The 26101-nt window shown below is 38.9% G+C and carries 22 protein-coding genes, 1 tRNA gene, 1 riboswitch and 1 other annotated feature; of the genes, 5 read left to right on the top strand and 18 right to left on the bottom strand.

What is annotated here, in order from left to right:
- Positions 1-44: 44 nt before the first annotated feature.
- Positions 45-1475, top strand: a complete 1431-nt coding sequence (locus HFP47_RS09520; RefSeq protein ID WP_010292838.1) for an aspartate ammonia-lyase — start codon at positions 45-47, stop codon at positions 1473-1475.
- A gap of 31 nt (positions 1476-1506) precedes the next feature.
- On the opposite strand, the gene HFP47_RS09515 is transcribed toward HFP47_RS09520, so the two are convergent.
- The 4 genes from HFP47_RS09515 to HFP47_RS09500 all read right to left on the bottom strand — a co-directional run bounded on the left by HFP47_RS09515 (position 1507) and on the right by HFP47_RS09500 (position 5988).
- Positions 1507-2445 (bottom strand): DUF1810 family protein, encoded by a 939-nt coding sequence (locus HFP47_RS09515; protein ID WP_179876376.1) that lies wholly within the window; start codon positions 2443-2445, stop codon positions 1507-1509.
- Positions 2446-2456: 11 nt separating this feature from the next.
- Positions 2457-3449 (bottom strand): nucleoid-associated protein, encoded by a 993-nt coding sequence (locus HFP47_RS09510; RefSeq protein ID WP_179876375.1) that lies wholly within the window; start codon positions 3447-3449, stop codon positions 2457-2459.
- Positions 3450-3556: 107 nt separating this feature from the next.
- The gene (locus HFP47_RS09505; protein ID WP_179876374.1) at positions 3557-5707 is read right to left on the bottom strand and encodes an AAA family ATPase; all 2151 of its coding nucleotides are present in this window, start codon (positions 5705-5707) and stop codon (positions 3557-3559) included.
- 56 nt (positions 5708-5763) lie between these two features.
- Positions 5764-5988, bottom strand: a complete 225-nt coding sequence (locus tag HFP47_RS09500; protein WP_179876373.1) for a transcriptional regulator — start codon at positions 5986-5988, stop codon at positions 5764-5766.
- Positions 5989-6261: 273 nt separating this feature from the next.
- On the opposite strand from HFP47_RS09500, the gene HFP47_RS09495 reads away from it, so the two are divergent.
- Complete coding sequence (locus tag HFP47_RS09495; protein WP_179876372.1) at positions 6262-7425, top strand: DUF998 domain-containing protein; 1164 nt, start codon at positions 6262-6264, stop codon at positions 7423-7425.
- A gap of 111 nt (positions 7426-7536) precedes the next feature.
- Positions 7537-9027 carry a 23S rRNA (uracil(1939)-C(5))-methyltransferase RlmD gene (gene rlmD, locus HFP47_RS09490; RefSeq protein WP_011679108.1) on the top strand — a complete coding sequence of 497 codons (1491 nt, stop codon included), beginning with the start codon at positions 7537-7539 and terminating at the stop codon, positions 9025-9027.
- 32 nt (positions 9028-9059) lie between these two features.
- On the opposite strand, the gene adhE is transcribed toward rlmD, so the two are convergent.
- Positions 9060-11762 (bottom strand): bifunctional acetaldehyde-CoA/alcohol dehydrogenase, encoded by a 2703-nt coding sequence (gene adhE / locus HFP47_RS09485; protein WP_179876371.1) that lies wholly within the window; start codon positions 11760-11762, stop codon positions 9060-9062.
- 226 nt (positions 11763-11988) lie between these two features.
- Entirely contained in the window at positions 11989-12765 is a 777-nt protein-coding gene (locus HFP47_RS09480; protein ID WP_010290041.1) for a (S)-acetoin forming diacetyl reductase, read from the bottom strand.
- A 126-nt stretch (positions 12766-12891) separates the two neighbouring features.
- Here HFP47_RS09480 and HFP47_RS09475 point away from each other — a divergent pair, with 126 nt between their 5' ends.
- Positions 12892-13575, top strand: coding sequence for a hypothetical protein (locus HFP47_RS09475; RefSeq protein ID WP_011679106.1), 684 nt, complete (start codon positions 12892-12894; stop codon positions 13573-13575).
- Positions 13576-13590: 15 nt separating this feature from the next.
- Here the strand turns inward: HFP47_RS09475 and thiD are convergent, their stop codons facing one another.
- From thiD to HFP47_RS09420, 11 genes are all read right to left on the bottom strand, one after another.
- Entirely contained in the window at positions 13591-14418 is an 828-nt protein-coding gene (gene thiD, locus HFP47_RS09470; RefSeq protein WP_179876370.1) for a bifunctional hydroxymethylpyrimidine kinase/phosphomethylpyrimidine kinase, read from the bottom strand.
- Between the two features lie 38 nt (positions 14419-14456).
- A complete protein-coding gene (locus HFP47_RS09465; RefSeq protein ID WP_102753392.1) occupies positions 14457-15014 on the bottom strand; it encodes a folate family ECF transporter S component in 558 nt (185 codons plus the stop codon).
- 36 nt (positions 15015-15050) lie between these two features.
- A riboswitch (THF riboswitch) is annotated at positions 15051-15183 on the bottom strand.
- 117 nt (positions 15184-15300) lie between these two features.
- Positions 15301-15843, bottom strand: a complete 543-nt coding sequence (locus tag HFP47_RS09460) for a hypothetical protein (RefSeq protein ID WP_014324186.1) — start codon at positions 15841-15843, stop codon at positions 15301-15303.
- 89 nt (positions 15844-15932) lie between these two features.
- Positions 15933-17444, bottom strand: coding sequence for a peptide chain release factor 3 (locus HFP47_RS09455; RefSeq protein WP_011679102.1), 1512 nt, complete (start codon positions 17442-17444; stop codon positions 15933-15935).
- A gap of 118 nt (positions 17445-17562) precedes the next feature.
- Complete coding sequence (locus HFP47_RS09450) at positions 17563-18345, bottom strand: amino acid ABC transporter ATP-binding protein (RefSeq protein WP_011679101.1); 783 nt, start codon at positions 18343-18345, stop codon at positions 17563-17565.
- 10 nt (positions 18346-18355) lie between these two features.
- A complete protein-coding gene (locus HFP47_RS09445; RefSeq protein ID WP_011679100.1) occupies positions 18356-19066 on the bottom strand; it encodes an amino acid ABC transporter permease in 711 nt (236 codons plus the stop codon).
- Complete coding sequence (locus HFP47_RS09440) at positions 19063-19785, bottom strand: amino acid ABC transporter permease (protein ID WP_011679099.1); 723 nt, start codon at positions 19783-19785, stop codon at positions 19063-19065. Before HFP47_RS09440 ends, HFP47_RS09445 begins: the two co-directional genes overlap by 4 nt.
- A 23-nt stretch (positions 19786-19808) precedes the next feature.
- A complete protein-coding gene (locus HFP47_RS09435) occupies positions 19809-20669 on the bottom strand; it encodes a transporter substrate-binding domain-containing protein (protein WP_011679098.1) in 861 nt (286 codons plus the stop codon).
- 53 nt (positions 20670-20722) lie between these two features.
- A complete protein-coding gene (locus HFP47_RS09430; protein WP_257229750.1) occupies positions 20723-21685 on the bottom strand; it encodes a uroporphyrinogen decarboxylase family protein in 963 nt (320 codons plus the stop codon).
- Positions 21678-22709 carry a uroporphyrinogen decarboxylase family protein gene (locus tag HFP47_RS09425; RefSeq protein WP_140683012.1) on the bottom strand — a complete coding sequence of 344 codons (1032 nt, stop codon included), beginning with the start codon at positions 22707-22709 and terminating at the stop codon, positions 21678-21680. The genes HFP47_RS09430 and HFP47_RS09425 overlap by 8 nt, the downstream gene beginning before the upstream one ends.
- A 169-nt stretch (positions 22710-22878) precedes the next feature.
- Positions 22879-23136 (bottom strand) — a binding site (T-box leader).
- A gap of 121 nt (positions 23137-23257) precedes the next feature.
- A complete protein-coding gene (locus HFP47_RS09420) occupies positions 23258-24103 on the bottom strand; it encodes an undecaprenyl-diphosphate phosphatase (RefSeq protein WP_041775143.1) in 846 nt (281 codons plus the stop codon).
- 139 nt (positions 24104-24242) lie between these two features.
- On the opposite strand from HFP47_RS09420, the gene HFP47_RS09415 reads away from it, so the two are divergent.
- A tRNA-Lys gene (locus HFP47_RS09415) sits at positions 24243-24315 on the top strand.
- Between the two features lie 152 nt (positions 24316-24467).
- On the opposite strand, the gene xylB is transcribed toward HFP47_RS09415, so the two are convergent.
- Positions 24468-25979, bottom strand: coding sequence for a xylulokinase (gene xylB / locus HFP47_RS09410; protein WP_179876369.1), 1512 nt, complete (start codon positions 25977-25979; stop codon positions 24468-24470).
- Positions 25980-26101 lie beyond the last annotated feature (122 nt).

Raw genomic sequence — 26101 nt, 5'->3', positions numbered from 1 at the left:
TTTTTTGCGGTAAAATATTCTCATAACCAGTAAGGAGAAGCAATATGCGCACAGAATCAGATTCACTCGGCCAAATCAACGTACCCAAAGATGTCTACTACGGGGCACACACTCAACGTGCGCTAAATAATTTTCCAATTTCAAAAGAAACAACCCATCCAGAAATCATTCGAGCCTTTTTAGAAATTAAACAGGCTGCGGCACAAACAAATGCTACATCTGGTAATCTAGATCGAGCTGTTGCTAAACATATTGTTGATGCAACAAAAATTTTGTTAAGTCAGCCAATCGATCTTACAATGTTTCCAATTAGTGACGTTCAAGGTGGTGCTGGTACAAGTACCAATATGAACGTCAATGAAGTTGTTGCTAATACAGCTCTTGAGCAGGTAGGCCGTGCACGTGGTGAATATGGCTACGTTAACCCAAATGACCACGTTAATATGGGTCAGAGTACCAATGATACTTATCCTAGCGCAGGAAAAATTGCTCTTATCCGACTACTCGAACCACTTTTTTCAGAATTAACATTATTGGTAGACGCTCTTGGTAACAAAGCCGACGAATTTTCAACAACTTACAAAATGGGTCGTACACAGCTACAAGATGCTGTGCCCATGACCTTAGGAAATACCTTTCATGCTTGGTTAAAACCACTTCGTCGAGACTTTAAACGTATCGAAGCCGCACGCAATGAGCTATATACATTAAATCTGGGCGGATCAGCTATTGGTTCCGGTATTAACGTAAGTTATCATTACCAAGTGCACATCGTCCCTAACCTAGCTAGCATAACTGGGCTTCCACTTGAGCAAGCCCATGATTTATTTGATGCAACTTCAAACTTAGACTCCTATGTTGCCCTGTCTGGTTCATTAAAAAATTTAGCAGTTAATCTATCTAAAATGTCTAATGATCTACGCTTACTCAGTTCTGGCCCACGTTCGGGATTACATGAAATTAACTTACCTTCAAAACAAGCAGGTTCATCAATCATGCCTGGTAAAGTTAATCCAGTTATTCCAGAAGTTGTCAATCAAGTCGCCTTTGAAATGATTGGCTTTGATACCACCGTTACGGCAGCAAGCGAAGCTGGTCAATTAGAATTGAATGCATTTGAACCCATTATTTTCAAAAGCTTAATCACTGGCATTGAACATCTCCAACAAGCTATGAATACTCTACGCATCAATGCCATTGACGGCATTACAGTAAACAAACATCGCTTGTCACAAGACATTGATTTGTCGGTGAGCTTTGCAACCGCGATGGCGCCAATAATTGGCTACAAAGAAGCCGCTAAAATTGCTAAAGAATCTCTGCGCACTGGAAAATCTTTGCGTGAAATCGCTGAAAAGAAAAATAGATTTACTGAAAGTGAATTGGCACATATTTTCAAGGTTGAAGATATCGTTATTAATGCTCGAACACCAGAGCATGGTCTAGTATTGCACGCGCCAAAAACAACAGTATAAACAAATAAAAAAGACGACTTAGTCGCCTTTTTTATTTGTTTAATAAGTCTAGTGTTGGTTGATGTAAGTCACCATTGAAATATTTCACTAAAACTTGCTGATACAAATCAGGTGTTTCTACAACTTGTGCAAACAACGTCACACTTGCATGAAGCTTTTCAGCGTCTACTTGTCCAAATATGGCAACTGGATCTGATGATTCTATAGTCAATACAATTTTTAAAATTTTCTCCAAGCGAGTACGTAATTCATCATCTGCTAGATACTCACGAGCCTCTTTGGCATTTTTGATACCGTAATACGTCGCACGTTCACTTGTTCCTAGCCCACGAAGTTGTGGTAATACAAACCACATCCAATGTGTTCTTTTTTGACCGGCAGTCAATTCATTAATTGCATCCTCATACGTATTCACATCAGCAATGCGACCATCCTGCGCATCCAAAAAACGCTGCAGTTCACTATTGATGGTTAACAATTGTATTTGTTTCGTTTCTTGGAATTGACGATATGCCTGATACACTGCTCGACCGGAAAAGGTTAAATGAACATGATCAATTGTTTGCGGTGTCATACATTTTTTCCCGTCAATCTCTGTATCGTCTATCTTATCTAACTCTTCTGACCATTTTGTCAGCAAAAATACATTTGTATAGAGCTTAACCCGGTCACCATTAGGATATTGCGTACGATAGTTTTCTCCTGAAACAGAACCAATCAATTGCAAATCTTTTGCATTCGCACGAATGCCAGACTCTTCCAAAGCTTCTCGTGCTGCATTTTCTTGCCATGACATTTCTGGTTCAATGTAACCACCTGGAAAGGCCCAACCATCAAAATCACGGTTATAAATCATCAAAAGTTCACCTTTTGAATTGGCAATTACCACATCTATCGTAGGCATCACGAGCTCAAAGTCGTGCCCAATTTTTTCGCGTATTTTAGCAACATAAGAATCTTGATAAGGCATTATTTTCTCCTCTACACATTGAACTTATTTAATATTGATGCGATATCTTTAATCATTAAGGTGATTGTCCCATCAGCATTATTGACAAATTCAACTTTACTCAAATCCTGGTAAACATGAACAGGAATAGAAATTTCAATTCCAGAATCGAGTTTAAATTTTTGTGTTCGATACTTTTTCTCATACTTCTCGGAATTAACAACCGAAACTTCCGTTGGCAATGATTTTGCAGTCAGCTTTTCTTGATATTCTTTTTTAGCCGTGATGTTATCACCAAACACCTTTTCTGCAATAACATCTGTGCTAATACTACCTGTCTCTGCTAAACTATTGTAAATCACTTCCTGCGTTGCAGCTAGTATCTCATGTTCTGGCTCATCATATTTTTCAGCAATATTTTTAATTGTACGCTTAATGACTTGGATATTTTCTTTTGCTGAAACTTCAGGTTTTATTTCCAAAAAATTTTCTGAAAAATAAGGCACACGATGCCCGTCAATCAATTGTTTCTTTTCCAACAATTGATAGCTGCCATCATCGACATTTACCAAAATAGCTTCATCAACTGTTTGCGTTGCAGCCGGTAAAATTGACTGATTAAGCACCAAATTATTCACCATCTGGTCATCTTCGTACTCTACTGCGTGAGCATAACGAGTGCCGAAATTGAGTTTGATTAATCCAAAGATTGGCCCTTCATCAATTGTAGCCTGAAAACTTAACAAATCACCAGCTGGAATAGACTCACTAGCAGCAATCGTATCAAATAATTTAGTGGCCAATTGTGTCGTTAATTCCGGAAAATCCGATTGTTTAATCATCTTGTCCAGATAACTATCTGGCAATAAATTTCCTGTCTTGATGTCACCTTTATAGATTTTATTAACCAGCTTTTCAATATATTCATGAACGCCAACATTGTCGACGTTCATTTCTCCTTGCGATGCAATGAGACTACCTGTATTCGTGTCCAGTATATGGAGAATTGCATGTTGAATAATCATGTAGACGTCCTTTAGTTTAATGAATTCATTATACCATGCTGAATAAATTGTTCATTGAAAGCAAAATAAAAACCACGTTTTGTACACGAACGTGATTTTTTCAAACATTAGTTAGTAACCGCAGTCTTCTCAACAACAGCCGAGATGACAACTTTGCCATCAACCAAGTCTGCGCTTAAGGATTTTTCACCTGGATTATCCAAATAGAAGTCCGTTACTTGATCACGAATTTGTTGCTCAATTACTCGACGCAATGGTCGTGCACCTAAGGCTTCATCATAACCATCTTCAATCAAGTGATCCTTAACTTCGTCAGACACATGTAATGTCAAGTCTTTCTTAGCCAATGTCTTATTGACATCATCTAACATCAAATCAACAATTTGCTTCAAATCATCCTTAGTCAACGTACTAAATTCGATCACACCGTTAAAACGGTTCAAGAACTCTGGACGGAAGTATGGCGCCAACTTAGCCATCAAATCCTGATCTGCATCACTCGAATTGTGTCCAAATCCAGCGTTAGATGTTGCAATAATGACCGTGTTCTTGAAGTTAACGACGTTTCCCTGACCGTCTGTTAAGCGACCATCGTCCATCACTTGTAATAACAACGTTAGTACTTGTGGATTGGCCTTTTCAATTTCATCAAGGAGAATAATTGAATAAGGATTACGGCGAACTTTTTCAGTTAGTGTGTTGCTATTGTCATCATAGCCAACATACCCAGCGGTCGTACCAATTAACTTAGATACCGCTGTCAAATCCGAATACTCACTCATATCCAAACGAACAATGTTATCTTTGCTACCAAACATGTCCAAAGCTAGTTGCTTTGCTAACTCCGTCTTACCAACACCAGTTGGACCGACGAACAAGAACGAACCAATTGGTCGGTTTCCTTCATCAAATCCCGCGCGGTTACGACGAATGGCTTTAGCGACCATACTTACAGCTTCATCTTGACCAATAACTTTACCTGCCAGGCGATCACCAATTGTCTTCAAACGTTCAATGTCTGATGCCCCCATTTGTGCCACAGGGATACCAGTCAAACGCTCCACTGATTCGGCCACATCGTTCGGTGTTGCCTCAACCTTCTTAGCTTCCTCTGCACTACCAATTCTCTTTTCTAAATCAGCAATTTGGTTCTTGTACTTCAAAGCGGCTTCATAATCCTCATCAGCAACAGCCTTTTCTTGCTTTGCTTTAGCATCGCTCATCTGCTTCTCTAAACTAACCTTATCTGTTACTGGGTTCTTAGCTGACAGGTGAGCCGCTGTCATGTCAAGCAAATCTATCGCCTTATCTGGTAACGAGCGTTGTGGGATGTATTGTACCGCGTAATCAACTGCTGCCTTCAACACGTTTTCAGGCAATGAAACATGGTGATGCTTTTCATACAACTTCGCAATCCCCTTCAAGATTTCAAGCGTATCCTTAGGTGATGGTGCATTCACAGTCACTTCATTAAAACGCCGAGCTAGTGCAGCGTTCTTCATAATCGTGTTACGATATTCATCTTGCGTTGTCGCACCAATTAATGAAATTTCACCACGACTCAAAGCTGGCTTGATAATATCAGCTAGTCCTTTACCGCCATCTTCTCCACCGGTTGAACCAGCTCCCAAGATTTGATGAATCTCATCAAAGAACAAGATAACGTTGCCTGCTTGTTTAACTTCTTTCAAAAGGTTCTGGATATTTTCCTCAAAAGCACCACGGAATTGAGTACCAGCTTCAAGGCTAGAGATATCGATACTGTAAATCTCCTTGTCCTTAATTGCTGCTGGGACATCCCCATTAACAATCGCTTGTGCCAAACCTTCAACCACTGCTGTCTTACCAACACCAGCATCGCCAACTAGCACTGGGTTGTTCTTTGTACGGCGTCCTAAAATTTCAGCCGTTTCTTGAATCTCTTTGTTACGTCCAATGACTGGATCAAGCAAACCGTCGCGAGCCTCTTTCGTCAAGTTACGTCCAAGCTTTGCCAGCATTCCTTCCTGCTTTACTTGTCCAGGTTGCCCAGCTTGTTGTGCTACTGGCTGACCGTTTGTAGCATTGGCTGCTTGAAGACCTTGTGGTAGTTTCCCAGTTTGTCGATATTGAACAAACTCTTCCGGCGTAACCTCGCGACCGTTAATCAAATAACGACGGTTCTCAGAGTTCATGCCGTTCATATTGCCCATCATGTTATTAAAAATGTCATTCATGTCTGATCCAAATGGATCATTGAAAAAATCATTGTTAGCCATAGTCTAAAATCTCCTTTTAGTTTTCTATGTGCTTGTGCTTACCCCAAGCACGTTTATCATTCATCAAAATAAAGTTTTTCTAATTCTCGCAACACTTCCCACATTTGTTTATGTTGCACCTTAGCCAGAGCATCTAAATCACGCATGTTTAGGCTCGTGGCATCTGATTGTGTTTTGTTAAACGACTTGTGTATCGTTGTGTATCCATAACCAGATTCCTTTGCTACGCGGTAAATTGTTAGTGAATTATCATCTAAGTAAGCCTTTAAATCAAATCTCATTGCTAATCGCCATCCTATTCAGTCTGACCTCGTACGCGATTGTGTACAAAGTCGTTAATAAAGTTTCTGCGTTTAATCATTTATCCACATCTCCTTTAACTCGAGAGGTCTCTGAGGCACATCTGCTACTTTTTCTGTTCCTCTCTACATCTATATTATACCACATATTTGTTATAACACAAATGTGATATATAAATACAAAATATTAAAAAATACATGTTCTTTCAATCTTCTTTTATGAACATGCTAAACTAGAACATATTGGAGAGAATTATGTCAAAGACACCATATCAACTTACGTTACCTGATGAAATTGTTAGCGAGCTACATTTAAAACACAATCAACCACTAAATCTCACGCTTAGAAACGGACAATTGATCATACAGCAGACAAATAATCCTAATGAACGTCAAACATTGTCGTTGCGACATTTTTTGATTCCTTCTATGGTGATGGCAATCATTTTCACAATTTATACCGTGGAGGAAAAAATGTTTCGTATCCCTTTGGGTGGCGACAACTCTATCGCTAGTGCCGTCATTATGTTAAGTGAGATCAGCGGCATTTTCATGTTCCTTTTAATATACTTTCAGCAACAACGACAACAAATTGATAAGCTGCGGCGTAAAACCAGTTGGCGCGTCTTACCAGCTTTAACCGTAGCTTTTGCTATTATCTTAGCTTTTGTGACATCAGGATTCTTTTGGGCAATTAATTACTTATTTCAAACCGCATCGTTTGATTTATTCACGTCAATTGCGCTATTTACTATGTTTAACGGAATCATTAACTTTTTAATGATTTATTCAGCGTTATCAATCTCTACCTTATTCATTACTTCAATTTTTGTAATGACTATCATTGGCGGTGTACTAACAGCGATGGTTACAAATAGCTCGCGTATGTGGTGGCAATATAACCTAAGTTTTTTAGGAACTGATAATGCGCTGGACTCTTGGCAGTTTAACGCCACTTTAATTCTAGCTGGGTTAATCTGGTTGGCGTTAGTAGACTATCTATTCGTTCCTTTACAAAAAATTCTGCGTCACAACCGACGGCTCATTACGTTGCGCATATTGCTAAATTTATCGGCTTTGTCATTAGCTGGTGTCGGTCTGTTTCCAAACAACGCTGGACGTCTTCATATTTTGCATGACCAAATGGCCAATTTTTTAATCTACTTTATTTTAATTATGATGTTGGGCAATCGCTGGCTACTACCAAATGCACCGCGTGAATTCGAAGCAACATCCTATATCATCTGTGCAATCCTAGTAACAAGTATGATTTTATTTCAATGGGTAGGTTATCTGTCTCTAACAACCTTCGAGATTGTTGCCTTTGTGTTGGCTTTAAGTTGGATACTACTACTATTTCAAAACATTTATCGACTCTATTATCACACTTATCAAACATTCGTAGTCCCCATCTCCTGACTTTTCATGCTATCATGTTATGATGGTTACATAATCCTGACTTTTCATGCTATCATGTTATGATGGTTACATAATAATGAACCTTGGGCATTGCAATGCAGAAAGATGAATATGACAGAACAAAACAAGCGGCCTTATCAAAAAAGTCGCAACAATAACGGTAAAAAACCATATTATGGTAAAAACTTTGACCCCCGTAAGTCTGGCGCACCAAGAGGCAACACGAGTGAAGGTGTCAACGTACGTGTTGGCCAAAACTTCCCGTTAACAATCAAGCGCCTCGGTATTAACGGTGAAGGAATTGGCTACTTTAAACGTAAGATTGTATTTGTACCTGGCGCTTTACCTGATGAAGTGGCTGTTGTAAAGGTTACTGAAGTAGAACCAAAATATATCGCCGCTAAAGTCTTGAAAATACGTGAGAAATCTCCGGATAGAGTGAAACCGCTTGATGAATTCGCAGATAGTGTTGGTGGATTTGAATTGGAGCATATGAATTATCCAGCACAATTACGCTTCAAAAAAGATGTACTCGTTCAATCGCTTGAAAAATTCCAACCGAAGGGCTGGTCTAATTATGACATACGTGACACAATCGGCATGGATCATCCGTATGAATACCGTAACAAAGCCCAATTCCCTGTTCGAAAAATTGGCGATAAACTGAGTGTCGGTATGTATAAACGTGGTAGCCATGATTTGGTTGATTTACCGGTTGTACATACACAAACCCCAGCCACGATGAAAGTCATGCGTACCGTTCGTGAGTTACTCGATAAATTATCTGTCTCAATCTACAATGAAGATAAAAATCGAGGTACGGTAAAAACTATTGTTGCTCGTGTATCTCAGACAACCAGCGAAGTTCAACTAACATTTATCACAAACACAGATGGATTCCCAGGAGATACCGCACTGATTGAAGCAATCAATCAGGCCCTACCAGAAGTTACTGGTATTTTTCAAAATTATAATCCTGGTCGTACTAGCCTCGTTTGGGGCGAAGAGACACTTAAGCTTTGGGGTAAGGACTACATCGAAGAAAAGGTTCTCGGGAAAACATTCCAATTATCACCACGTGCTTTCATGCAGTTAAATCATACGCAAATGTCCGTAGTTTATAACCAAGCCTTGGCAGCACTTGATTTGACGCACGCTGATAAACTAGTCGATGCATATGCTGGTGTAGGTACAATTGGTCTGTCCTTAGCTGACAAGGCTGGCGAAGTTCGTGGTATGGAAATTATCCCCGAAGCAGTTGATGATGCTAATCAAAATGCTACTTTAAATCATATTAGTAATGCTCACTATGAAGTGGGCACGGCTGAAAAACTGTTTCCTAAATGGCAATCAGAAGGATGGATAGCTGATGCATTAGTTGTTGATCCACCACGCACAGGTTTAGACACTGCACTGCGTCGAGAAATTTTGCGCACACAACCTGAAAAGTTTGTGTATATTTCATGTAACGCCTCAACTTTGGCTCGTGATTTGGTTGATTTATCAAAAGCCTACCAAGTTGATTACATTCAAAGTATTGACATGTTCCCTCAAACTGCCCGTTGGGAGGGCGTTGTTAAATTAACAAAACGTCAAAAATAAAAAGACCTTACTTAATTGTAAGGTCTCTTTTTTTAAAACTGATCTTTCAACAATTGACGAATTTCTGCCAAGCTTGGTTGGCGAGGGTTTCCCGGCGTGCATTGGTCATTGTAAACTAAGTCAATCATCTTTTCTAACTTTGTATCAAAGTCATGCTTTGAAACACCGTTGCCAGATAGTGTTTGATTGACACCCACTGATGCAGCCAACTTCTTGATTTCTGCAATCAATACATCGACCAATTCAGCATCTGTTTCACCTTTCAAACCTAAGTAACGTGCAATATCAGCATAATCTTTTTGTGCTGTATAGGTTTCGTATCGTGGGTATGGTGTGCGCTTTACATTTCCTGTTACCGCATTAAACTTAATCACATGTGGCATTGCAATAGCGATTGCCATACCGTGAGGTAGTCCGAATTCTCCACCAGTTTTGTGTGCTAGTGAGTGGTTAAGTCCCAAGAAGGCATTCGCAAATGACATACCAGCCAATGTTGACGCATAGTGCATCTTTGTGCGTGCATTCTGACCTTCCTTAGTTGGGTGTTTAGGATCATAATTGTATGAATTTGTTAAGTTATCAAAAATCAACTTAATAGCTTGTAATGCCCAAGGACGTGTGAATTCAGAAGCCATCACTGAGACATACGATTCCAAAGCATGTGACAAAGCATCTAATCCTGACCAAGATACCGTGTGTTGTGGTACGGTCATAACAAATTCTGGATCAACAATAGCAACTTCCGGTGTCAATTCATAATCGGCTAGTGGATACTTTACATGTGTTTCATCATCTGTAATAACGGCAAATGGTGTGACTTCTGATCCAGTACCTGAAGTTGTTGGAATCGCAACCATTTGTGTCAAACGTGCGTGGTAAAACTTAACGATTCGCTTACGAATATCCATAAACTTTTGTTGTAGTTCTAAGAATAGATCTTTAATCGCCTCGTCATCTTCTAAAATTCCTTCATGGCGTGTCGAGTATTCGTACAAGAACCGACCAATTTTACCAGCGTCAAGTGCCGAACCACCGCCAAGTAAAATAACTGTATCTGGTTTGAAGTCTGCCATTTGGCGAGCAATTTCAACAGCTTGTGACAAAGTTGGGTCAGGCTTAACTGAACCATAGATATTTGTTTCAACCTGTTCTTGACGTAACTCAAGTTGGCCTAGTACTCTGCCAACAAATCCGAACTGAACCATACCAGGATCAGCGACAATAAATGCACGGTTTATAGTAGGCAAGTCTTGTAAGTAAGTAATGGCATTGGCTTCGTAGTAAACTTCCTTAGGTAAACGAACCCATTGAGGACGATTACGGCGGCGAGCCACGGTCTTAATATTAAGTAAGTCGTATGTTGATAAGTTATGAGACAATGAATTCTTCCCCCATGATCCGGTACCAAGTGTCAACGATGGACGCATAGCATCTGTATAAATATCTCCAACACCACCGATTGAGTCAGGTTGGTTAACCAAAATACGTGATGCACCAATAGCGTCAGCATACTCTTTAATGAACGGATCATCTTGTGAACCAATTTGAATTGCTGCGTTGTGCCCCGCGCCTTGATAGTTTAACAAGGATTGAACAGTCTCAATAGCTTCTTCACGCTTCTCAACTTTATAAATTGAAAGTAATGGCGATAACTTTTCAGAAGATAACGCTTCACCTATGTTCTTCTGATCTAATTCGAACAAAAGTACATCTTTACCATCAGGAATCTTTACGCCTGCTTGCTCAGCAATCCAACGTCCTGACATACCAGCAACAGGACCAGCAATACCAAATCCCTCTGCATTAGGCTTAAAGACATAATCAGCAATTTTCTTGTAGTCTTTCTTAGGAACAAGGTATGCACCTTGTTCTTGTAACTTAGTTAAAATTTCGTCATAGATTGGTGCTTGAATAACGGCTGAGTTTTCTGTGGCACAAATCATGCCATTATCGAAACGCTTTGATAACAACAAATCGGACACGGCACGATCTGTGTCAACAGTTGCATCAATATAAACTGCACCGTTTCCAGCACCGACACCCATGGATGGATTTCCTGACTTCAAAGCTGCATTAACCATTGATGGCCCACCAGTAGCTAGAATTGAAGCAATGTGAGGATTTTGTATCAGCGCACTTGTTGCATAAAGTGAAGGCTTTTCAATCCATTGGATAAAGTTTTCCGGTGCGCCTGCTTTAACAGCAGCATCATAAACAATTTTTGCAGCAAGAACCGATGCTTTTTGAGCCTGGGGATGGAAAGCAAAGATAATTGTGTTACGTGTCTTTGCTGTCAACATTGATTTGAAAATAGTTGTCGACGTTGGATTTGTCGTTGGGACGATTCCAGCCAAAATACCAAGTGGGGCTGCTAATTCTACCTTACCTTGAACCTTGTCTTCACTAATAACACCCACAGTCTTATCAAACTTAATAGCGTTATAAACTGATTCTGAGGCGAAACGATTTTTCGTATCCTTATCTTCCACAACCCCACGTCCAGTCTCGTCGTGAGCAGCATGGGCTAACAGAAGTGAATTCTCAGAACCTGCCAAGGCCATAGCTGCAACAATTTTATCAACTTGTTCTTGCGAAAATGTTGAAAATTCAGACAATGCCTTTTGTGATTTTTCAATCAATACCTCAGTCATCTTCTCAGCTTGTGTTTGTAATTCCGCTTTTTCTTCAGGGGTCAAAACCTTTTTTGCGGGTTTCTTTGCAATTGCTTCTGCCATAATCTTTGCTCCTTTGCTTGCTCATTTATTAACAATATAAGTATATATCATTCTTTTTTAAAAAGCAACCTTTTTTGAATATGTTTATTAAACCCTTATTTAAAAGCTTTTGTTAGCGCTAACATAATAATATATATATTGTATAATAAATCACATATTTAGATTAGTTCACAAAAAAACACCCCAATTAAAGAAATTGAGATGCATTTAAAGTTATATATTGAATTTAACTAAATACCATACCACCATCAACAATTAATGTTTGGCCTGTCACATAGTTTGAATCTGAGCTAGACAAGAAGGAAACCACATTTGCTATATCTTCCGGTTCACTTAGTCGTCCTAAGGTGATTCCTTCTGAAAATTGTGCCATTCCCCATTCATCGTCTTTACCAGCGTTCACGCTTACTTCATGAGCAATATCTTCCATCATCGGTGTTTTCACAATTCCAGGCGCAAATGCATTTACTGTAATACCAAATTCTGCTAACTCTTTAGCTGTTGTTTGTGTAATACCGCGAATGGCAAATTTTGTTGATCCATAGGCAGTCAAATTAGCATTTCCTTGCACACCAGCTTGCGATGTTGCATTAATGATTTTGCCACCATGACCAAATTCCTTGAAGGCTTCTGTCGCAGCTTGTGTTCCCCAGACAATACCATTAACATTAATGCCCCATGTCCAGTTCATATCATCTTCCGTTACTGACATGATTGGTGTCGTAGGCGCAACACCCGCATTGTTAACAATCACATCAAAACCATTGAACTTTTCTTTCGTTTCTTTAACAGCTGCAAAAACTTCATCACGTTTAGCCACATCAGCCTTAATAGCAATGGCTTCACCACCATTTTCATTAATTTCATCAGCTACTTTTTGTACTTTTTCAATATGACGTCCAACTAAGGCAACCTTAAACCCATCTTTTGACAATCGTTCTGCGATTGCCTGTCCAATTCCTTGACCAGCTCCAGTTACCAAAGCGACTTTATTTTCTGACATTGTTTTTTTCCTCACAATTTTCTAATGCATATATTCTATACCTTAATTGTGATTTTGTAAACTATCTTTAAGAACCTTTCTTAATGCTATAATAAGAAGATAATCAACTAAGGAAAAAATTACACAATGTACTATATAGATGGTCAATTTTATCAACTGGGATATAAACAAAAAATTAGTTTCTTTTTTATCTCTTTAATCATTAACTCATTTGGTAATGGACTAAGTGTGGCTAGCGCCATGGGTTCGGCCCCATGGACTGCAAGCGCCGCTAACTTATCTAACACCACTGGCTGGCAAATTAGTATCTTTTTAGCTATTACAGCTGTTTCTGTGGCATTCTTAAATATGTGGTTAGCCATGCGTATCAATTGGTTACGATTACTCGGCAATATTTTCTTCGGTATGGCGTTTAGTATTTTAGTTGGCGTATTCGCCAATTACTTTGTCTCGCTGGGCATTCGTCAACTTAGTTGGTGGTGGCGTATTCCTCTTGACTTGTTTGGTATTTGGACAATTGGCGTGGCTATTTCCATATACCAGCGTGTTAATTGGATTCTTCACCCCTTAGATGACCTGACGAATATCTTACGCTTTGATTATTTCCGTGGCAATGCTAGTAAAGCTCAAATGAGTAATTTCGCTGTTGCAATTGGTATTTCGATTATTTGTCTCATCATTAGCCATCAAATCGTGGCGCTCGGTATTGGCACTGTCATGTCCTTCCTTTTACAGGGACGTAATATCGCTTGGGCGGATCGTCATATTTTCAAACGACTTGTTCATGGTGATATCACCGGTGCATCATAATAAAAAGAAGACAAACTATTTGTCTTCTTTTTTATTATAGTCTTGAGCTGCCCAGTGATTAATTGGTCCAAACTTATGTCCAACAGCAATTTCATGTTCAATCGCTGTTGCCGTCACATCGTGGGCAATGCGAATAGCTGTTGCAACGTCTTTCCCCTTAGCAATTTCAGCAGCAATAGCAGCGCTTAAAGTGTCCCCAGTACCATTGATGTGTGTAGTATCAAAATACGGGTGCCTTAACCAAAAATCAGAGCCATCCGCGAGAAGAACATAGTCAGCAACCTCATTTTGTTTATCTTGATTATGCCATCCTTTGACAATAACATTTTGAACGCCCAGAGATTGAATATCTTTTGCAGCAGCTGTCTGTTGCTGTTCATTATCAATAGTACGTCCAGTTAGCAATTGTGCCTCAAAAAAGTTCGGTGTTGCAACTGTTGCCAGTGGTAGAAGTTTTTCTTTTAGTGCCTCAAAGGCCGCTGCCTCTAACAATTGAGCACCATGTTTTGTTGTTATTACCGGATCAACTACTAAAGGACCAAAGTCAAACTGTTTATAAGCTTTTACCACTGCTTCAATTAAGCTAGCATCTGATAACATGCCCGTCTTACTAGCGCGAACTTTAAAATCGTCAGCAAGAACCTCAAACTGTTTGTCAACAAAGTGTAGCGGTAATGTTTCCGCAGCATGAATACCGTATGAGTTACCAGCCACAGCAGCAACTAACACACTCATACCGTATGTTTTTCTAATGAAAAATGTATGCAAGTCTGCCTGCATCCCTGCTGATCCATCTGAATCAGAACCTGCTATTGTTAAAACTTGTGGAAATTTATTTACCATATTAAAACCTCTGCTTTCAAAAAAACAGCCGAAGCTGTTTAACTAAAAATCTTTTTTGTGGTGTGACTAATAACCTGATTATTTAAAAGAAAATACGAAATACCCACTTGAATGGGAAACATAATTAAATTCTTAATGACACGTGGTGTAACAAAGGCTAAAAATGAAGGCCAATCGTGTGCTGTATGATACATCATAACCAACCAAATGGAATTTAAACCAATATTAGCAATTAATAATACCAACCCCACAGCAACACTTACTCGCCACCAGCTTGTTTTGTCATGCTTGAAATAAGCCAGTGAATAAATTAACGCACTAATCATTGCTGTAAAAGTGAATCCCACAAAGAATGCACCAGGATTAATAATTGTTGCGCCGATAACGTCTAATATTGCCGCAATTAACATAGACCACAATGGACCATACCATTTAGCAATCAGAGACATCGTTACGAATGCAAAGCTTACTTGAAGTACATTAGTGCCGACTGTCAGCCTGCTCAGCACCATGTGAAGTGCCATCAACATCGCCAATAAAACGAATTGGCGCGTATCTAGTTTTGGGAAAACCCACGTTCGTGTTGTATTTTCCATGCTATAGAACCTCCGAGTGGAGTGTTCACCTTATATAGTGGTGAATGTGACTGATGCACCGCACAAACATTCATTGCTAACACGAAAAAATGCTAGCAATGAATGTTTGTTTCGTCAGCGGCTCACATTCCGTCTCCGCTGCACTTAACGCGCATCAATCTACCCCGATTTTATTTGTCTTATCGACCCAGACATTGTACCATAAAAAAAAACGAACGTTAACGATAATGCTTACAAAACGTTCGCTAAATTAGCTAAATATACTATTCATCAATCCATATATTCACTATTCTGGTAATATTATCTGGGTTGATGGCCCTTTTTGTTCGGATTGTTCAGGTTGCTCTTGTACTAAAAAGCTTGGGTAAAGTGTCAAAGCTTTTTCTTCAAATCCAACAACAGAAGATCCAAGAACACGTGTAACTAATTCTAACAATCTTTCTTCGAAAAGATCCTTATCAATTTCCTCAATTTCAGGTTTCAGAGACTGTTGATACATATTCATATGTAAGTTGGGAACCAATGCATATTCACGGCCAATTAGGCCAGCCCATTCCTCAAACAATTCATTAGGAATTTCTTCCTCTTCAGCATGCGCTAGGGGCATAAAGTTAACGCTAAATGTGTTAACCGACTCTCCTTCCTCATCAAACTGTTCCTGTGTGATTTCACCATTCGTTAATTCTTTAGCGTATTCAAAGTCAAAAGCTCGCCGTTCGTCAAAAATATGAATAAAACCAGCAGTTGCTTGTGTAGCATCATCTGAATCAACAACACGCAAAATACGATCGCGTTGGCCATTAAAAAGTTGTTGTGTATAATATGACATGATTTTCTCCAATATTCTTGTTACTATATTCTAACATATTACGATATTAAAAAAGAACGTCCACAGACGTTCCAATATGCTTGGTGTTTTTACATTTTTTCTTCTAATTCAACATCAGGGTATTTATCGTGGAACCAATTCAAGGCGAATTTATTCTCGAATAAGAATACTGGTTCATCATACCGATCTTTTACTAGTAAATTACGTGATGAACTCATCTTCTCGTCTAATTGTTCTGGCTTTATCCAGCGAGCAACTTTGGAACCAATGGGTTCAAATTGAATTTCAACATTATATTCGTTTTCCATACGGAACTGGAACACTTCAAACTGCAATTGTCCAACAGCGCCAATAATGTAGTCGCCGCCGTTCCATGATTTATAAAGTTGAATTGTTCCTTCTTGAACGAGTTGTTCAATCCCTTTATGATATGACTTTTGCTTCATCACATCCTTGGCAACCACACGGTTAAACAATTCAGGTGTAAATGTTGGCAAATCAGGGAACTGTACAGCTTTCTTTCCAGAGTAGATTGTATCACCTATTTGGAAATTCCCCGTATCATAGACACCAATAATATCACCAGGAACTGCTGTCTGGACATTTTCACGTTCTTCAGCCATAAATTGTGTCACGTTCGAGAGCTTTAATTTCTTGCCATTCCGTTGTAATAACACATCCATACCGCGATTAAACTCCCCACTCACGATCCTCACAAATGCAATACGGTCTCGATGTCTGGGATCCATGTTGGCCTGTATCTTAAATACAAAACCACTGAACTGGGCGTCTTCTGGATTAATTTTTTTGTCATCAACTGTCGTCATCGCTGCTGGGGCTGGTGCATACGTCAAATATTCACGCAAGAATTCTGTTACACCAAAATTAACCAACGCTGAGCCAAAGAATACTTGTGTTAATTGCCCATGAGCGATTTTATCCTCATCAAATGGATTACCCGCATCACGTAACAATTCAATTTCATCCATCGCCTCATCGACGATCTCGGAATGAATTGTGGCATTCTTAAAGGGCACAAGTTGGTCAGCCTGCAAATCATAAATGCCTTGCAGAACCTGGCCGGAGCCGACTGGCCAATTCATTGGGTAAGCTTGAATTCCTAATACAGTTTCAAGCTCGTCAACCAAATCAAGTGCTGGGCGAGCGTCACGATCAATTTTGTTAAAGAACGTAAAGACTGGTATTCCACGCTGTGAGACAATTTCAAATAACTTTTTAGTCTGTGGCTCAATACCCTTGGCGGCATCGACTACCATGACTACTGAATCCACAGCCATCAAAGTACGATAGGTATCTTCTGAAAAGTCCTCGTGCCCCGGTGTATCCAAAATATTGATTCGTTTACCTTCATAGTCAAACTGCAATACAGATGACGTTACTGAAATACCACGTTGTTGCTCAATCGCCATCCAATCAGATGAAGCTAATTTGTTCGACCCACGGCCTTTAACTGTTCCGGCTTCACGAATCACTCCACCATGCAACAATAATTGCTCAGTTAAGGTTGTTTTACCAGCATCGGGATGGGAGATGATCGCAAAAGTACGTCGGTTCTTTAGTTGTTCTTGAAAGTTTTCCATAGTATCTAGTTTACCTGAAAAACAAGCTAATCGCTAGTAACCAATTAAATATTTTTATCCGTTTCACGTGAAACATTTTCCGCTAGATGCTGCTGCAAGTCTAAAGAGCGCGTTTAACTTATTTTTGATTAGCCTTTTCATACTCAAAACTGTTGTCAGCAACATTGGCAGCGCTAATACGACTTAAAAATTCTTTCAAACGTGGCGACTTAGGATTATCAAAAAATTCAACGGGTTCATTTTCCTCTACAACTAAACCTTTATCCATAAAAACAACTTTATCAGCCACATCACGAGCAAAAGCCATCTCATGAGTGACGACAATCATCGTTTTCCCTTCATCAGCTAGTTGTTTAATCACCTGCAAAACATCTGCTACTAACTCGGGATCTAACGCGCTCGTCGGCTCATCCAATAAAATAATCTCCGGATTTAAAGCTGCTGCTCTAGCAATTCCTACGCGCTGCGCTTGTCCACCAGACAATTGACTTGGATAATGATTGGCAAATTCCAACAAACCTACTTTTTGTAAGGCTTCCTGCGCTTTTTTTCGAGCTATTTCTTTTGGCTCCTTATGCCCAATAATCAAACCTTCTTCGACATTTTGTATGGCCGTCTTATTAGCAAACAAATTGAAATTTTGAAAAACGAAGCCCATCTTTTGTCGCAACTTTTTAATATCAACAGGCGTTGCCGATTCAATACTTATTTTTTGATCATCAAATTCTATAACACCAGAATCTCCCGGTGTTAGAAAAGCTAACCCTCTTAAAAACGTAGTCTTACCAGATCCTGATGGTCCAAGTAATGCTACTACATCCCCTTGGTTAACTTCAATATCAATTCCTTTCAATACTTCATGTTCATGATACTTTTTTCTGAAATTTCTGACTTTTAACATGCTATTCTCCCTATACAACTGTTCCGCGTAGCTTATGTCGACCTAAGTAACGTTCCAGATATTTAAAAATGATTTGCAGTATCGTTCCTAAGATAAAGTAAATTATAAAAATATCAATATAAGCTTCCGTGTAATCATAAGTATATGAGGCTGCTGTTTTAGCAACCGCCGTTACTTCTTGAACCGTCATCATGAACGCAAGCGAAGTGCCTTTTAAAATGTTTAACGTTAAATTACCAATGTTAGGCACAGCCGAAACCAATGCTTGTGGAATAATAATACGATAATAAGCTTGTATTGGCGTCAACCCAACCATTAAAGCTGCCTCTTTTTGTCCAGGATCAATCGTCAAAATTGCTGATCGAAATACTTCCGATAAATTTGCAACTGCAATTAAAGCAAAAACAATAATGGCATAAATAATGGGATTAGTATCGAACACCTTGACATTCCAGTGTAGTTTTTGGTTAACTAAGACATTCAACAAGCTTGGTAATGTACTATAAAACAGTAAAATCAGTAATACCATCGGCGTGGCCCGCATGAGAGATGTGTATGCGACAACGAGCGGATAAAGTATACGAATTTTTCTAATTTTAATCCATGCCAATAAAAAGCCAAGCGGCAAACCAATGAGCAATGACGCACCGGTAATTAATAATGTTATTGGCACAGCTTTTATAGCCGACCAGAAAGTTTGAATTAAAAATGGTACATTCATGCGACAACCTCCGCAGGATTTGATGCAATTGCACGGCTTTTACCAAGATATCTTTCTAAATACTTCGCGCCTTGCTCAATGATTACAAATAAAATCCAATAAATAATGGCCAACGCTAAATATGTCTCAAGTGAGTGGTGTCCAAAATTCCTAGAAATCAGATTATCACCTGCACCCATCATATCTAGTAGTCCAATGACATATGCCAAAGCTGCATCTTTAATTAATGCGGCGACAGTATTTGCGAAATTGGGTAAGGCGACTACGATTGTTTGTGGTAGGGTTATACGATAAAATGTCTGCCATTCTGATAAGCCCACCATCAATGCCGCTTCACGTTGCCCAGTGTTCACAGATAAATAGGCAGATTTAAACACTTCTGCTAAATTTGACGCAAACAGTAAGGATAACGCGATAATGACGAAAATCGATTTTTGCCAATCATTGATATTAATATTCAAGGATAGCAATAATAATTTAGGTAACCCATAAAAAACTAAAAACAACAAAACGATGGGTGGCGTAGAGCGCAGTACAAAAACATAACCTTGTGACAAGGTTCTCCATATTGGTGATCGACTAAGTTGCCCACTAGCCACCAATGCCCCTAATAAGGAACTAAAAATTATCGATGTAACAATGATGAGTAGCGTTACTGGAAAATAAGGCAGTACCTCACCAAAAACCGATAGGAAAAATTTGAAACTAAATGGTGGCATCTTAACTCCTTAATTCTGAAACTTTATTTATCACCGACAAAGTCCCAAACATTTTCTTTGAAATACTTTTGTGACAACTTTTCCAGCGTACCGTTCTTCTGTAGCTTCTTGATAGCTTGGTCATATTCTTTTGAGAAATTTGAATTGTCTTTATTGGCACGACTGATAATCGGATAAGTCTTAATGCCCTTGTAGGGTGTGTAGGCCAATTTGTCGGCTGAACTATGGTAAGCGCCACTGCTCTTAACAACTGAATTTTGGTAATTTACCTTCACATCAAAGTAAGCATCATATCGGCCTTCCAATACCCAGTTATATGCATCACCAACAGTAAATTGATCAGCTGATTTTAATGTGATTTTTTCGTTAGGGTGTTTTTTGTTCCACTCCTGTACTACTGCGTATTGACCATTCTGTGGTGAAATTGGTACCAACTTACCTGACTTCTTTGCAAACTCGGCAAATGACTTATAGTTATCATCTTTTCGATAAGTGATTCCTATGATAGACGCACCAACCGCTTGCTTGGGTAAGATGTACTTTTTGGCACGTTCTTTTGTCCACCAAGCACCCTTCACCCCAACATCATATTTTCCTGAATCCAAGCCAACTAATAAATCTTCATCTGATGTTGGATGATACTTAAACTTATAATCGGGCAATAGCTTATCAACAGCTTTCAAAACATCAACTTCATATCCTTTTGATACACCGTTTTTCACATAATCATATGGCACATAGTTTTGTGTATGTGCCACATTAATTGTTCTTACTTTTTTGGCTGCTGCCTTGTTGCTGTCTGCATTAAGATGACGTATAGTCAAACCACCACCAATAATGACAACGGCTACCGCAGCAGTAATAATCCCTTTTTTATTTACCATTCTCTCTTCTCCTCGTTACACAACGTTTTCATGTACGGCGGCAATCGCCCACTTCAAATGATCCACAGGAATATCGCGGGAACAGTGCAATCCGCACCGATAATAACACGCTTTTTATCAACGTTGGACAATAATCCTTGTACAGCCGCTTCTATTTCGTCTTTAGACCCGTTGTATAATACATCATCTGTTGTATTACCAAATCCGCCCAATACAACTTTGTCTTTAAATATTTGTTGTCCCTGTTGGAGGGAAATACCTTCCACTGTCACTGCCCAATTGACAATTGGCAAGTCATAGTCTATAAACCACTCTAAGTGGTTACTTGTACCGCTGAAACCACAGATATGAAGAATGCTAATATCACTAACAGACTTAATTGCATCTATAACACTTAAATCAACATTCTTTTGTATACCATCAAACAATTCTTTAGTATATTTTGAACTCTGTAATTCTTGTGTACTGTAATAGACTCCATCAGCACCACCATCTACTACAACCGCCTTTACTTGCTTGATAATGTTCTTAGCTAGAACATTTAGAATATGCTTAATTTCCTCCGGGTATTGAATAAACAGTTCGGTTAAGCGTTCATCGCCCTTGGCAGGCAACTCACTTTCTGCATCATAGAGTGCCCACTTTAAAATCGTCACTGGTGAAAAGATATTATAAAAACCTCTACGCTGACCAATAACTTTTTTCTGCTCTTGCACTAATTTGACTTGTTCAGTAAGCCAAGGATCATCATCTTGTATCTCTTGAATTTTACTTAAATTATCAATATTTTTAGGATCAGTGACATTGTCAAAAGGAACATTAAAATAACCGTCACTCATTAACTTCACAAAATCTGGACGTAAGTCGTCAACATATTCCTTATGTCCTTGAATATTAATCGTAGCAATTGTTGGATTTTCTAATGCGTCGACGGTTTCATCATCAGCGAAATGGCGCCAAAAACTAACCGGTATTTTTTCTGTTGAATCTAATAATACATTTTGTTGATTACTCATAACTTTTCAAACCTTCACTTTCCTTTTGAACTGCTTCTATCGCCCACTGTAGATGTTGAGGATCAATATCCCGGGGAACCGTACAATTAGCACCAATAATTAAATTATCGGCACCAGCTTCCTGAACTAAACGTTTAGCAAATTGTTGTATTTCAGACTGTGTTCCTCGATACAAAACATCTTTCGCAGTGTTACCAAACCCACCAAGAACAATTTTCCCTGGGAAGATCTCTTTGCCCTCATGTAAAGATATGTCTTCCGTATCAACCGACCAGTTAACAATTGATGCCGGATAATTTTCAAACCATGAAATTGCATTTCTGGCGCCGCCATTACCACAAATATGTAAGATATTTGTATCTGACAATTGATTTGCTGCCTTTAGAACTTGTTTATCAGTCGCAGCGACAAATTCATCAAAATCGGCATGTCCTAGCCGTGTATCCTGAATAACTTGCGTACTATAATAGATCCCATCGGCACCAGCATTGACCGCAGCCTTCACCTGCTTGATTACATCTATTGTAATCACCTCTAATGCCTGACGAACATTTTCACTATCTGTCAAAATAATATTAGCAAGCTTTTCATCGGCTTTACTTTTATCGTAGTGTCCATCTGGATTTTTAACTAGTGCCCATTTAAGTAACGTCGTTGGTGAAAAAACATTATAAAATGAAGCTCGCTCACCGATGACCTGCTTTTGCCGTCTAACTAAATCTGCTGTTTTTATCAACCATGGATGATTATCCGCTATTGGTGATAAATTAGCGTAAACTACCCTTTTATCATCAGCATCTTGGTAATTAAATTCGTAATGAAACAGGCCGTCGCTCATTAATTTCACAAAATCTGGTGAGGTTGTCTCAACTAACTTCTTAGTACCTAAAATATTACCTTCAATAATCTCAGGATTTTTAAAAGCATCCAGCTCTACACCTGAGGCTGCCGAAAAATGATACCAAAAACTCGCTGGAACGTAGTTGTAATTATTAGTAAAGGATAATTTTCCCGTGCTTTCCATGTGATCTCCTTAATGATATTAATTTAAAGTTAATAAACAGAATCACATTCGGCTATGAGCTATGCCTAAGCCCTTTAATCTAACTAATATATTTTTAGTTAACAAATAGCGCATATCAATTTCTCCTTTATTTCATACAACAAAAAAACGCAGCCTTGAATAATCAAAGCTGCGGGACGAAGTTACCGTGTTACCACCCGTTTTCTGCATACTATCACTAGTACACACTTACCAAGTACAGAAAAGACAATGCTTTCGATACTCTGACACTGTAACGGGTGTACCCGAATGATATTTACAAACCTTATTGCTCACATCACTATTAACTCCAAGACCATTTTCCTAGCCATCCTGATACTAACTTTCACCAAACATTAGCTCTCTATACAATCATTTTGACAAGTACTTATCTTTTCAACGTTATATGTTGAACTAATTATATACTATGCATTTTCTCATGTCAATCACTTTTTATTTTAATTTTAAATATTTTTTTATGAATAAAAATATGAAACAAAAAAAGCACAAGCCATTGCCTGTGCTTTTTATTACCCCACGATGCCAAGAATACCGAAAACTAAGAAAATAGCGCCTATAATAATTCTATAGTAACCGAATACCTTGAAATCATTATTCTTAATATAGTTCATCATAAACTTAATAGCAAACCAAGCAACAATCCAAGATACGATGAAACCAACAAGCATTACTATGCTTTGCATGCCCGTGAATGAACCACCATCTCTAAAGAATGAGCCCATCTTAAGGAAAGTCACACCGAACATAACCGGAATTGACAAGAAGAATGAAAATTCTGCAGCCACGAATCGCGATGCTCCTAAGATAATAGCACCCAAGATAGTTGCTCCCGAACGTGATGTACCGGGAACGATTGACAGCACTTGAAACAAACCAATATACAATGCTAGTTTAAAAGTAATTTGGTTTACATTAGTAATTACCGGTACAATGCTTTTTTGACGGTTCTCAATCACAATAAACGCAATACCATAAATGATAAGTGTTGCTGACACAACCCAGAAATTCATCAAATGTGCATCCATAAAGTCATTTAATGCAAATCCAAACACAATGGCTGGTAATACACCAACGATTACTCGAATCCACAAACGCCAAGTTTGGAATTTTTCATGATCTGTTTTTTTAGATGAAAACGGATTCAACTTGTCGAAGTACAATTGAATAACCGCAAAGATTGCTCCCAATTGAATCGAATAATCAAATACTGAACTAAACGCCTTCGTCCAAACGTTGCCACTAGGAATTTTCATCAATGCTTCTGCTAAGATGATATGTCCAGTTGAAGAGACTGGTAAAAACTCCGTCAGGCCTTCAATGATACCAATAATTATTGCTTTGATAAGATCAAACATGCTAATAGAGCGTGAACAAATGGTGCAAAAGTCCACGCATCTCCTTCCAATATAGAATATATTCATTTTATCATACTTAGCTATTGCATTTTGTATTTTCACATGGTATTATATTTGATGTTGTGAAACACGACATTATGGTCAGCTAGCTCAGTTGGTAGAGCAACGGACTCTTAATCCGTGGGTCCAGGGTTCGAGCCCCTGGCTGACCACTATTAAACCACTAAACAATTGTTTAGTGGTTTTTTTGATTTGATAATTACTATTTGAGAAAACGTAGTATATTTTCAACCTAAAAGTTCCTATGATAAATACACCTCTGTCCGTGTATTTAAAATAAGAACCTTATAAACTTCTTTTTCAATTAAGAACTGATTTTACGCTGATAAGAAACTAATTTGTGTGATATTTCTGCAGTTGAACGATATGCCGTTTGATAAATGCTGTACATTTGCTGATACTTCAAAACATTTTCTGCCTTCGGTTCGTAAACCATTCCAAACGATAGGAAGGATTGTGCAGCTTCTTGCACACTGTCAAACCAGCCCAATCCTGTGGCTGCGATTATTGCGGCGCCTAATCCCGGTCCCTGCTCATTTTCTAGCGTTGTGACCCGCTTTCCAAATATGTCAGCTTGTATTTGTAACCATAGTGGTGACTTTGCACCGCCACCAATGGCAATAATCGTGTCAAAGTCAACCCCTTGTTGGTCATAAATTGTCATAATATCCTTGAAGCTAAAGATTATGCCTTCCAAAACCGCACGGATAAAGTCGCCTCGTTGATGTTTGCGATCAAGTCCTAAGAAGCTTCCACGGATATCTGCATCAGGATATGGCGTTCGCTCCCCTGATATATAAGGTGTAAACAATAAACCATTGGCACCTACACTTGATTGTTCAGCTTCACGTAACCATGCTGAAAAGCTTTGTGTTTCACCAAAAACACGCTTAAACCAAGAATTGGCGTCACCAGCTGCTAACGTCACGCCCATGGAATAATACTTGTTAGGAATAGCATGATTGAAGAAATGAATTTCTCCATGATAGTCTATATCAGCATTATCTTCAAACTTTGCAACCACACCTGACGTTCCAATGGAAGACATGACCATGTTTGATTTGAGCAAACCCGCTCCAATTGCCCCAGCGGCGTTATCAGCCGCCCCACCATATACTTTAGTTTGTGTCGTCAATCCGGAAAATGTCGCGTAAGATTCTGAAATATGACCAGCAAAATCAGTTGACGCAATGAGATCAGGGAAAAAAGATGATGGTAAGTCAAACGCTTCTGCAATATCTGTTGACCAGCACTTTTTAGTAACATTTAAGACAACCGTTCCAGCTGCATCAGAGTAATCCATGGCTAATTTACCAGTCATACGATATCGTAAATAATCTTTAGGTAGTAAGAAAAGATCCGCTTGCTTAAAAATTTCTGGCTCCTCCTCCTTAACCCATAAAATTTTTGGTAAAGTAAAACCTTCTAGAGGATAGTTTCTGGTAATATCAAGAAATTTTTCACCTAGTTTATTCTTAATTTCCTCTACTTGTGCGCTGGTGCGTGTATCATTCCATAAAATTGCTGGTCGCAGTACCTGATGGTTTTCATCTAGCAAGACAAGCCCATGCATTTGCCCAGAATAAGAAATTCCTTCAATCTCTGTTGGCGCAATATGATCTTTTAAAATCAGATTAACAATTGCAACAGTTGTTCCATTGACCCAATCTTCAGGATTTTGTTCTGACCAACCAACTTGTGGTTGTGTAACAGGATAATCAAAGCTTTGTTGTGCAACAATGTTCCCTCGCCGATCAACCGCTGATACTTTCACTGCTGAGGTACCAAGATCAATACCAAGCACTACCTTTGTCATGTCTAGCCTCCACTTTCTGTTCATCTTTACTAAGATAACCCAACACAGTTCACCCGTGTTATGTACAAGACCAGTTTAAACTAGTCTCTTTTGAAAATATTTATACTACTCGTACCAATTTG

The sequence above is a fragment of the Leuconostoc sp. DB-1 genome (assembly GCF_013414845.1).
GTDB lineage: Bacteria > Bacillota > Bacilli > Lactobacillales > Lactobacillaceae > Leuconostoc > Leuconostoc mesenteroides.
Note: the sequence above shows the minus strand (reverse complement) of the source record. Positions and strands in the feature narration are given on the sequence as shown.

What these genes read in the sequence shown, in the direction of transcription:
- HFP47_RS09445 (WP_011679100.1), bottom strand. Translation starts at nt 19,066, where the DNA reads ATGAATGTACCATTTTTAATTCAAACTTTCTGGTCGGCTATAAAAGCT.
- rlmD (WP_011679108.1), top strand. Translation starts at nt 7,537, where the DNA reads ATGACAGAACAAAACAAGCGGCCTTATCAAAAAAGTCGCAACAATAAC.
- xylB (WP_179876369.1), bottom strand. Translation starts at nt 25,979, where the DNA reads ATGACAAAGGTAGTGCTTGGTATTGATCTTGGTACCTCAGCAGTGAAA.
- HFP47_RS09505 (WP_179876374.1), bottom strand. Translation starts at nt 5,707, where the DNA reads ATGGCTAACAATGATTTTTTCAATGATCCATTTGGATCAGACATGAAT.
- HFP47_RS09500 (WP_179876373.1), bottom strand. Translation starts at nt 5,988, where the DNA reads ATGAGATTTGATTTAAAGGCTTACTTAGATGATAATTCACTAACAATT.
- HFP47_RS09520 (WP_010292838.1), top strand. Translation starts at nt 45, where the DNA reads ATGCGCACAGAATCAGATTCACTCGGCCAAATCAACGTACCCAAAGAT.
- HFP47_RS09440 (WP_011679099.1), bottom strand. Translation starts at nt 19,785, where the DNA reads ATGCCACCATTTAGTTTCAAATTTTTCCTATCGGTTTTTGGTGAGGTA.
- HFP47_RS09430 (WP_257229750.1), bottom strand. Translation starts at nt 21,685, where the DNA reads ATGAGTAATCAACAAAATGTATTATTAGATTCAACAGAAAAAATACCG.
- HFP47_RS09425 (WP_140683012.1), bottom strand. Translation starts at nt 22,709, where the DNA reads ATGGAAAGCACGGGAAAATTATCCTTTACTAATAATTACAACTACGTT.
- adhE (WP_179876371.1), bottom strand. Translation starts at nt 11,762, where the DNA reads ATGGCAGAAGCAATTGCAAAGAAACCCGCAAAAAAGGTTTTGACCCCT.
- HFP47_RS09510 (WP_179876375.1), bottom strand. Translation starts at nt 3,449, where the DNA reads ATGATTATTCAACATGCAATTCTCCATATACTGGACACGAATACAGGT.
- HFP47_RS09455 (WP_011679102.1), bottom strand. Translation starts at nt 17,444, where the DNA reads ATGGAAAACTTTCAAGAACAACTAAAGAACCGACGTACTTTTGCGATC.
- HFP47_RS09480 (WP_010290041.1), bottom strand. Translation starts at nt 12,765, where the DNA reads ATGTCAGAAAATAAAGTCGCTTTGGTAACTGGAGCTGGTCAAGGAATT.
- HFP47_RS09460 (WP_014324186.1), bottom strand. Translation starts at nt 15,843, where the DNA reads ATGTCATATTATACACAACAACTTTTTAATGGCCAACGCGATCGTATT.
- thiD (WP_179876370.1), bottom strand. Translation starts at nt 14,418, where the DNA reads ATGGTAAATAAATTTCCACAAGTTTTAACAATAGCAGGTTCTGATTCA.
- HFP47_RS09515 (WP_179876376.1), bottom strand. Translation starts at nt 2,445, where the DNA reads ATGCCTTATCAAGATTCTTATGTTGCTAAAATACGCGAAAAAATTGGG.
- HFP47_RS09465 (WP_102753392.1), bottom strand. Translation starts at nt 15,014, where the DNA reads ATGGAAAATACAACACGAACGTGGGTTTTCCCAAAACTAGATACGCGC.
- HFP47_RS09450 (WP_011679101.1), bottom strand. Translation starts at nt 18,345, where the DNA reads ATGTTAAAAGTCAGAAATTTCAGAAAAAAGTATCATGAACATGAAGTA.
- HFP47_RS09435 (WP_011679098.1), bottom strand. Translation starts at nt 20,669, where the DNA reads ATGGTAAATAAAAAAGGGATTATTACTGCTGCGGTAGCCGTTGTCATT.
- HFP47_RS09475 (WP_011679106.1), top strand. Translation starts at nt 12,892, where the DNA reads ATGTACTATATAGATGGTCAATTTTATCAACTGGGATATAAACAAAAA.
- HFP47_RS09420 (WP_041775143.1), bottom strand. Translation starts at nt 24,103, where the DNA reads ATGTTTGATCTTATCAAAGCAATAATTATTGGTATCATTGAAGGCCTG.
- HFP47_RS09495 (WP_179876372.1), top strand. Translation starts at nt 6,262, where the DNA reads ATGTCAAAGACACCATATCAACTTACGTTACCTGATGAAATTGTTAGC.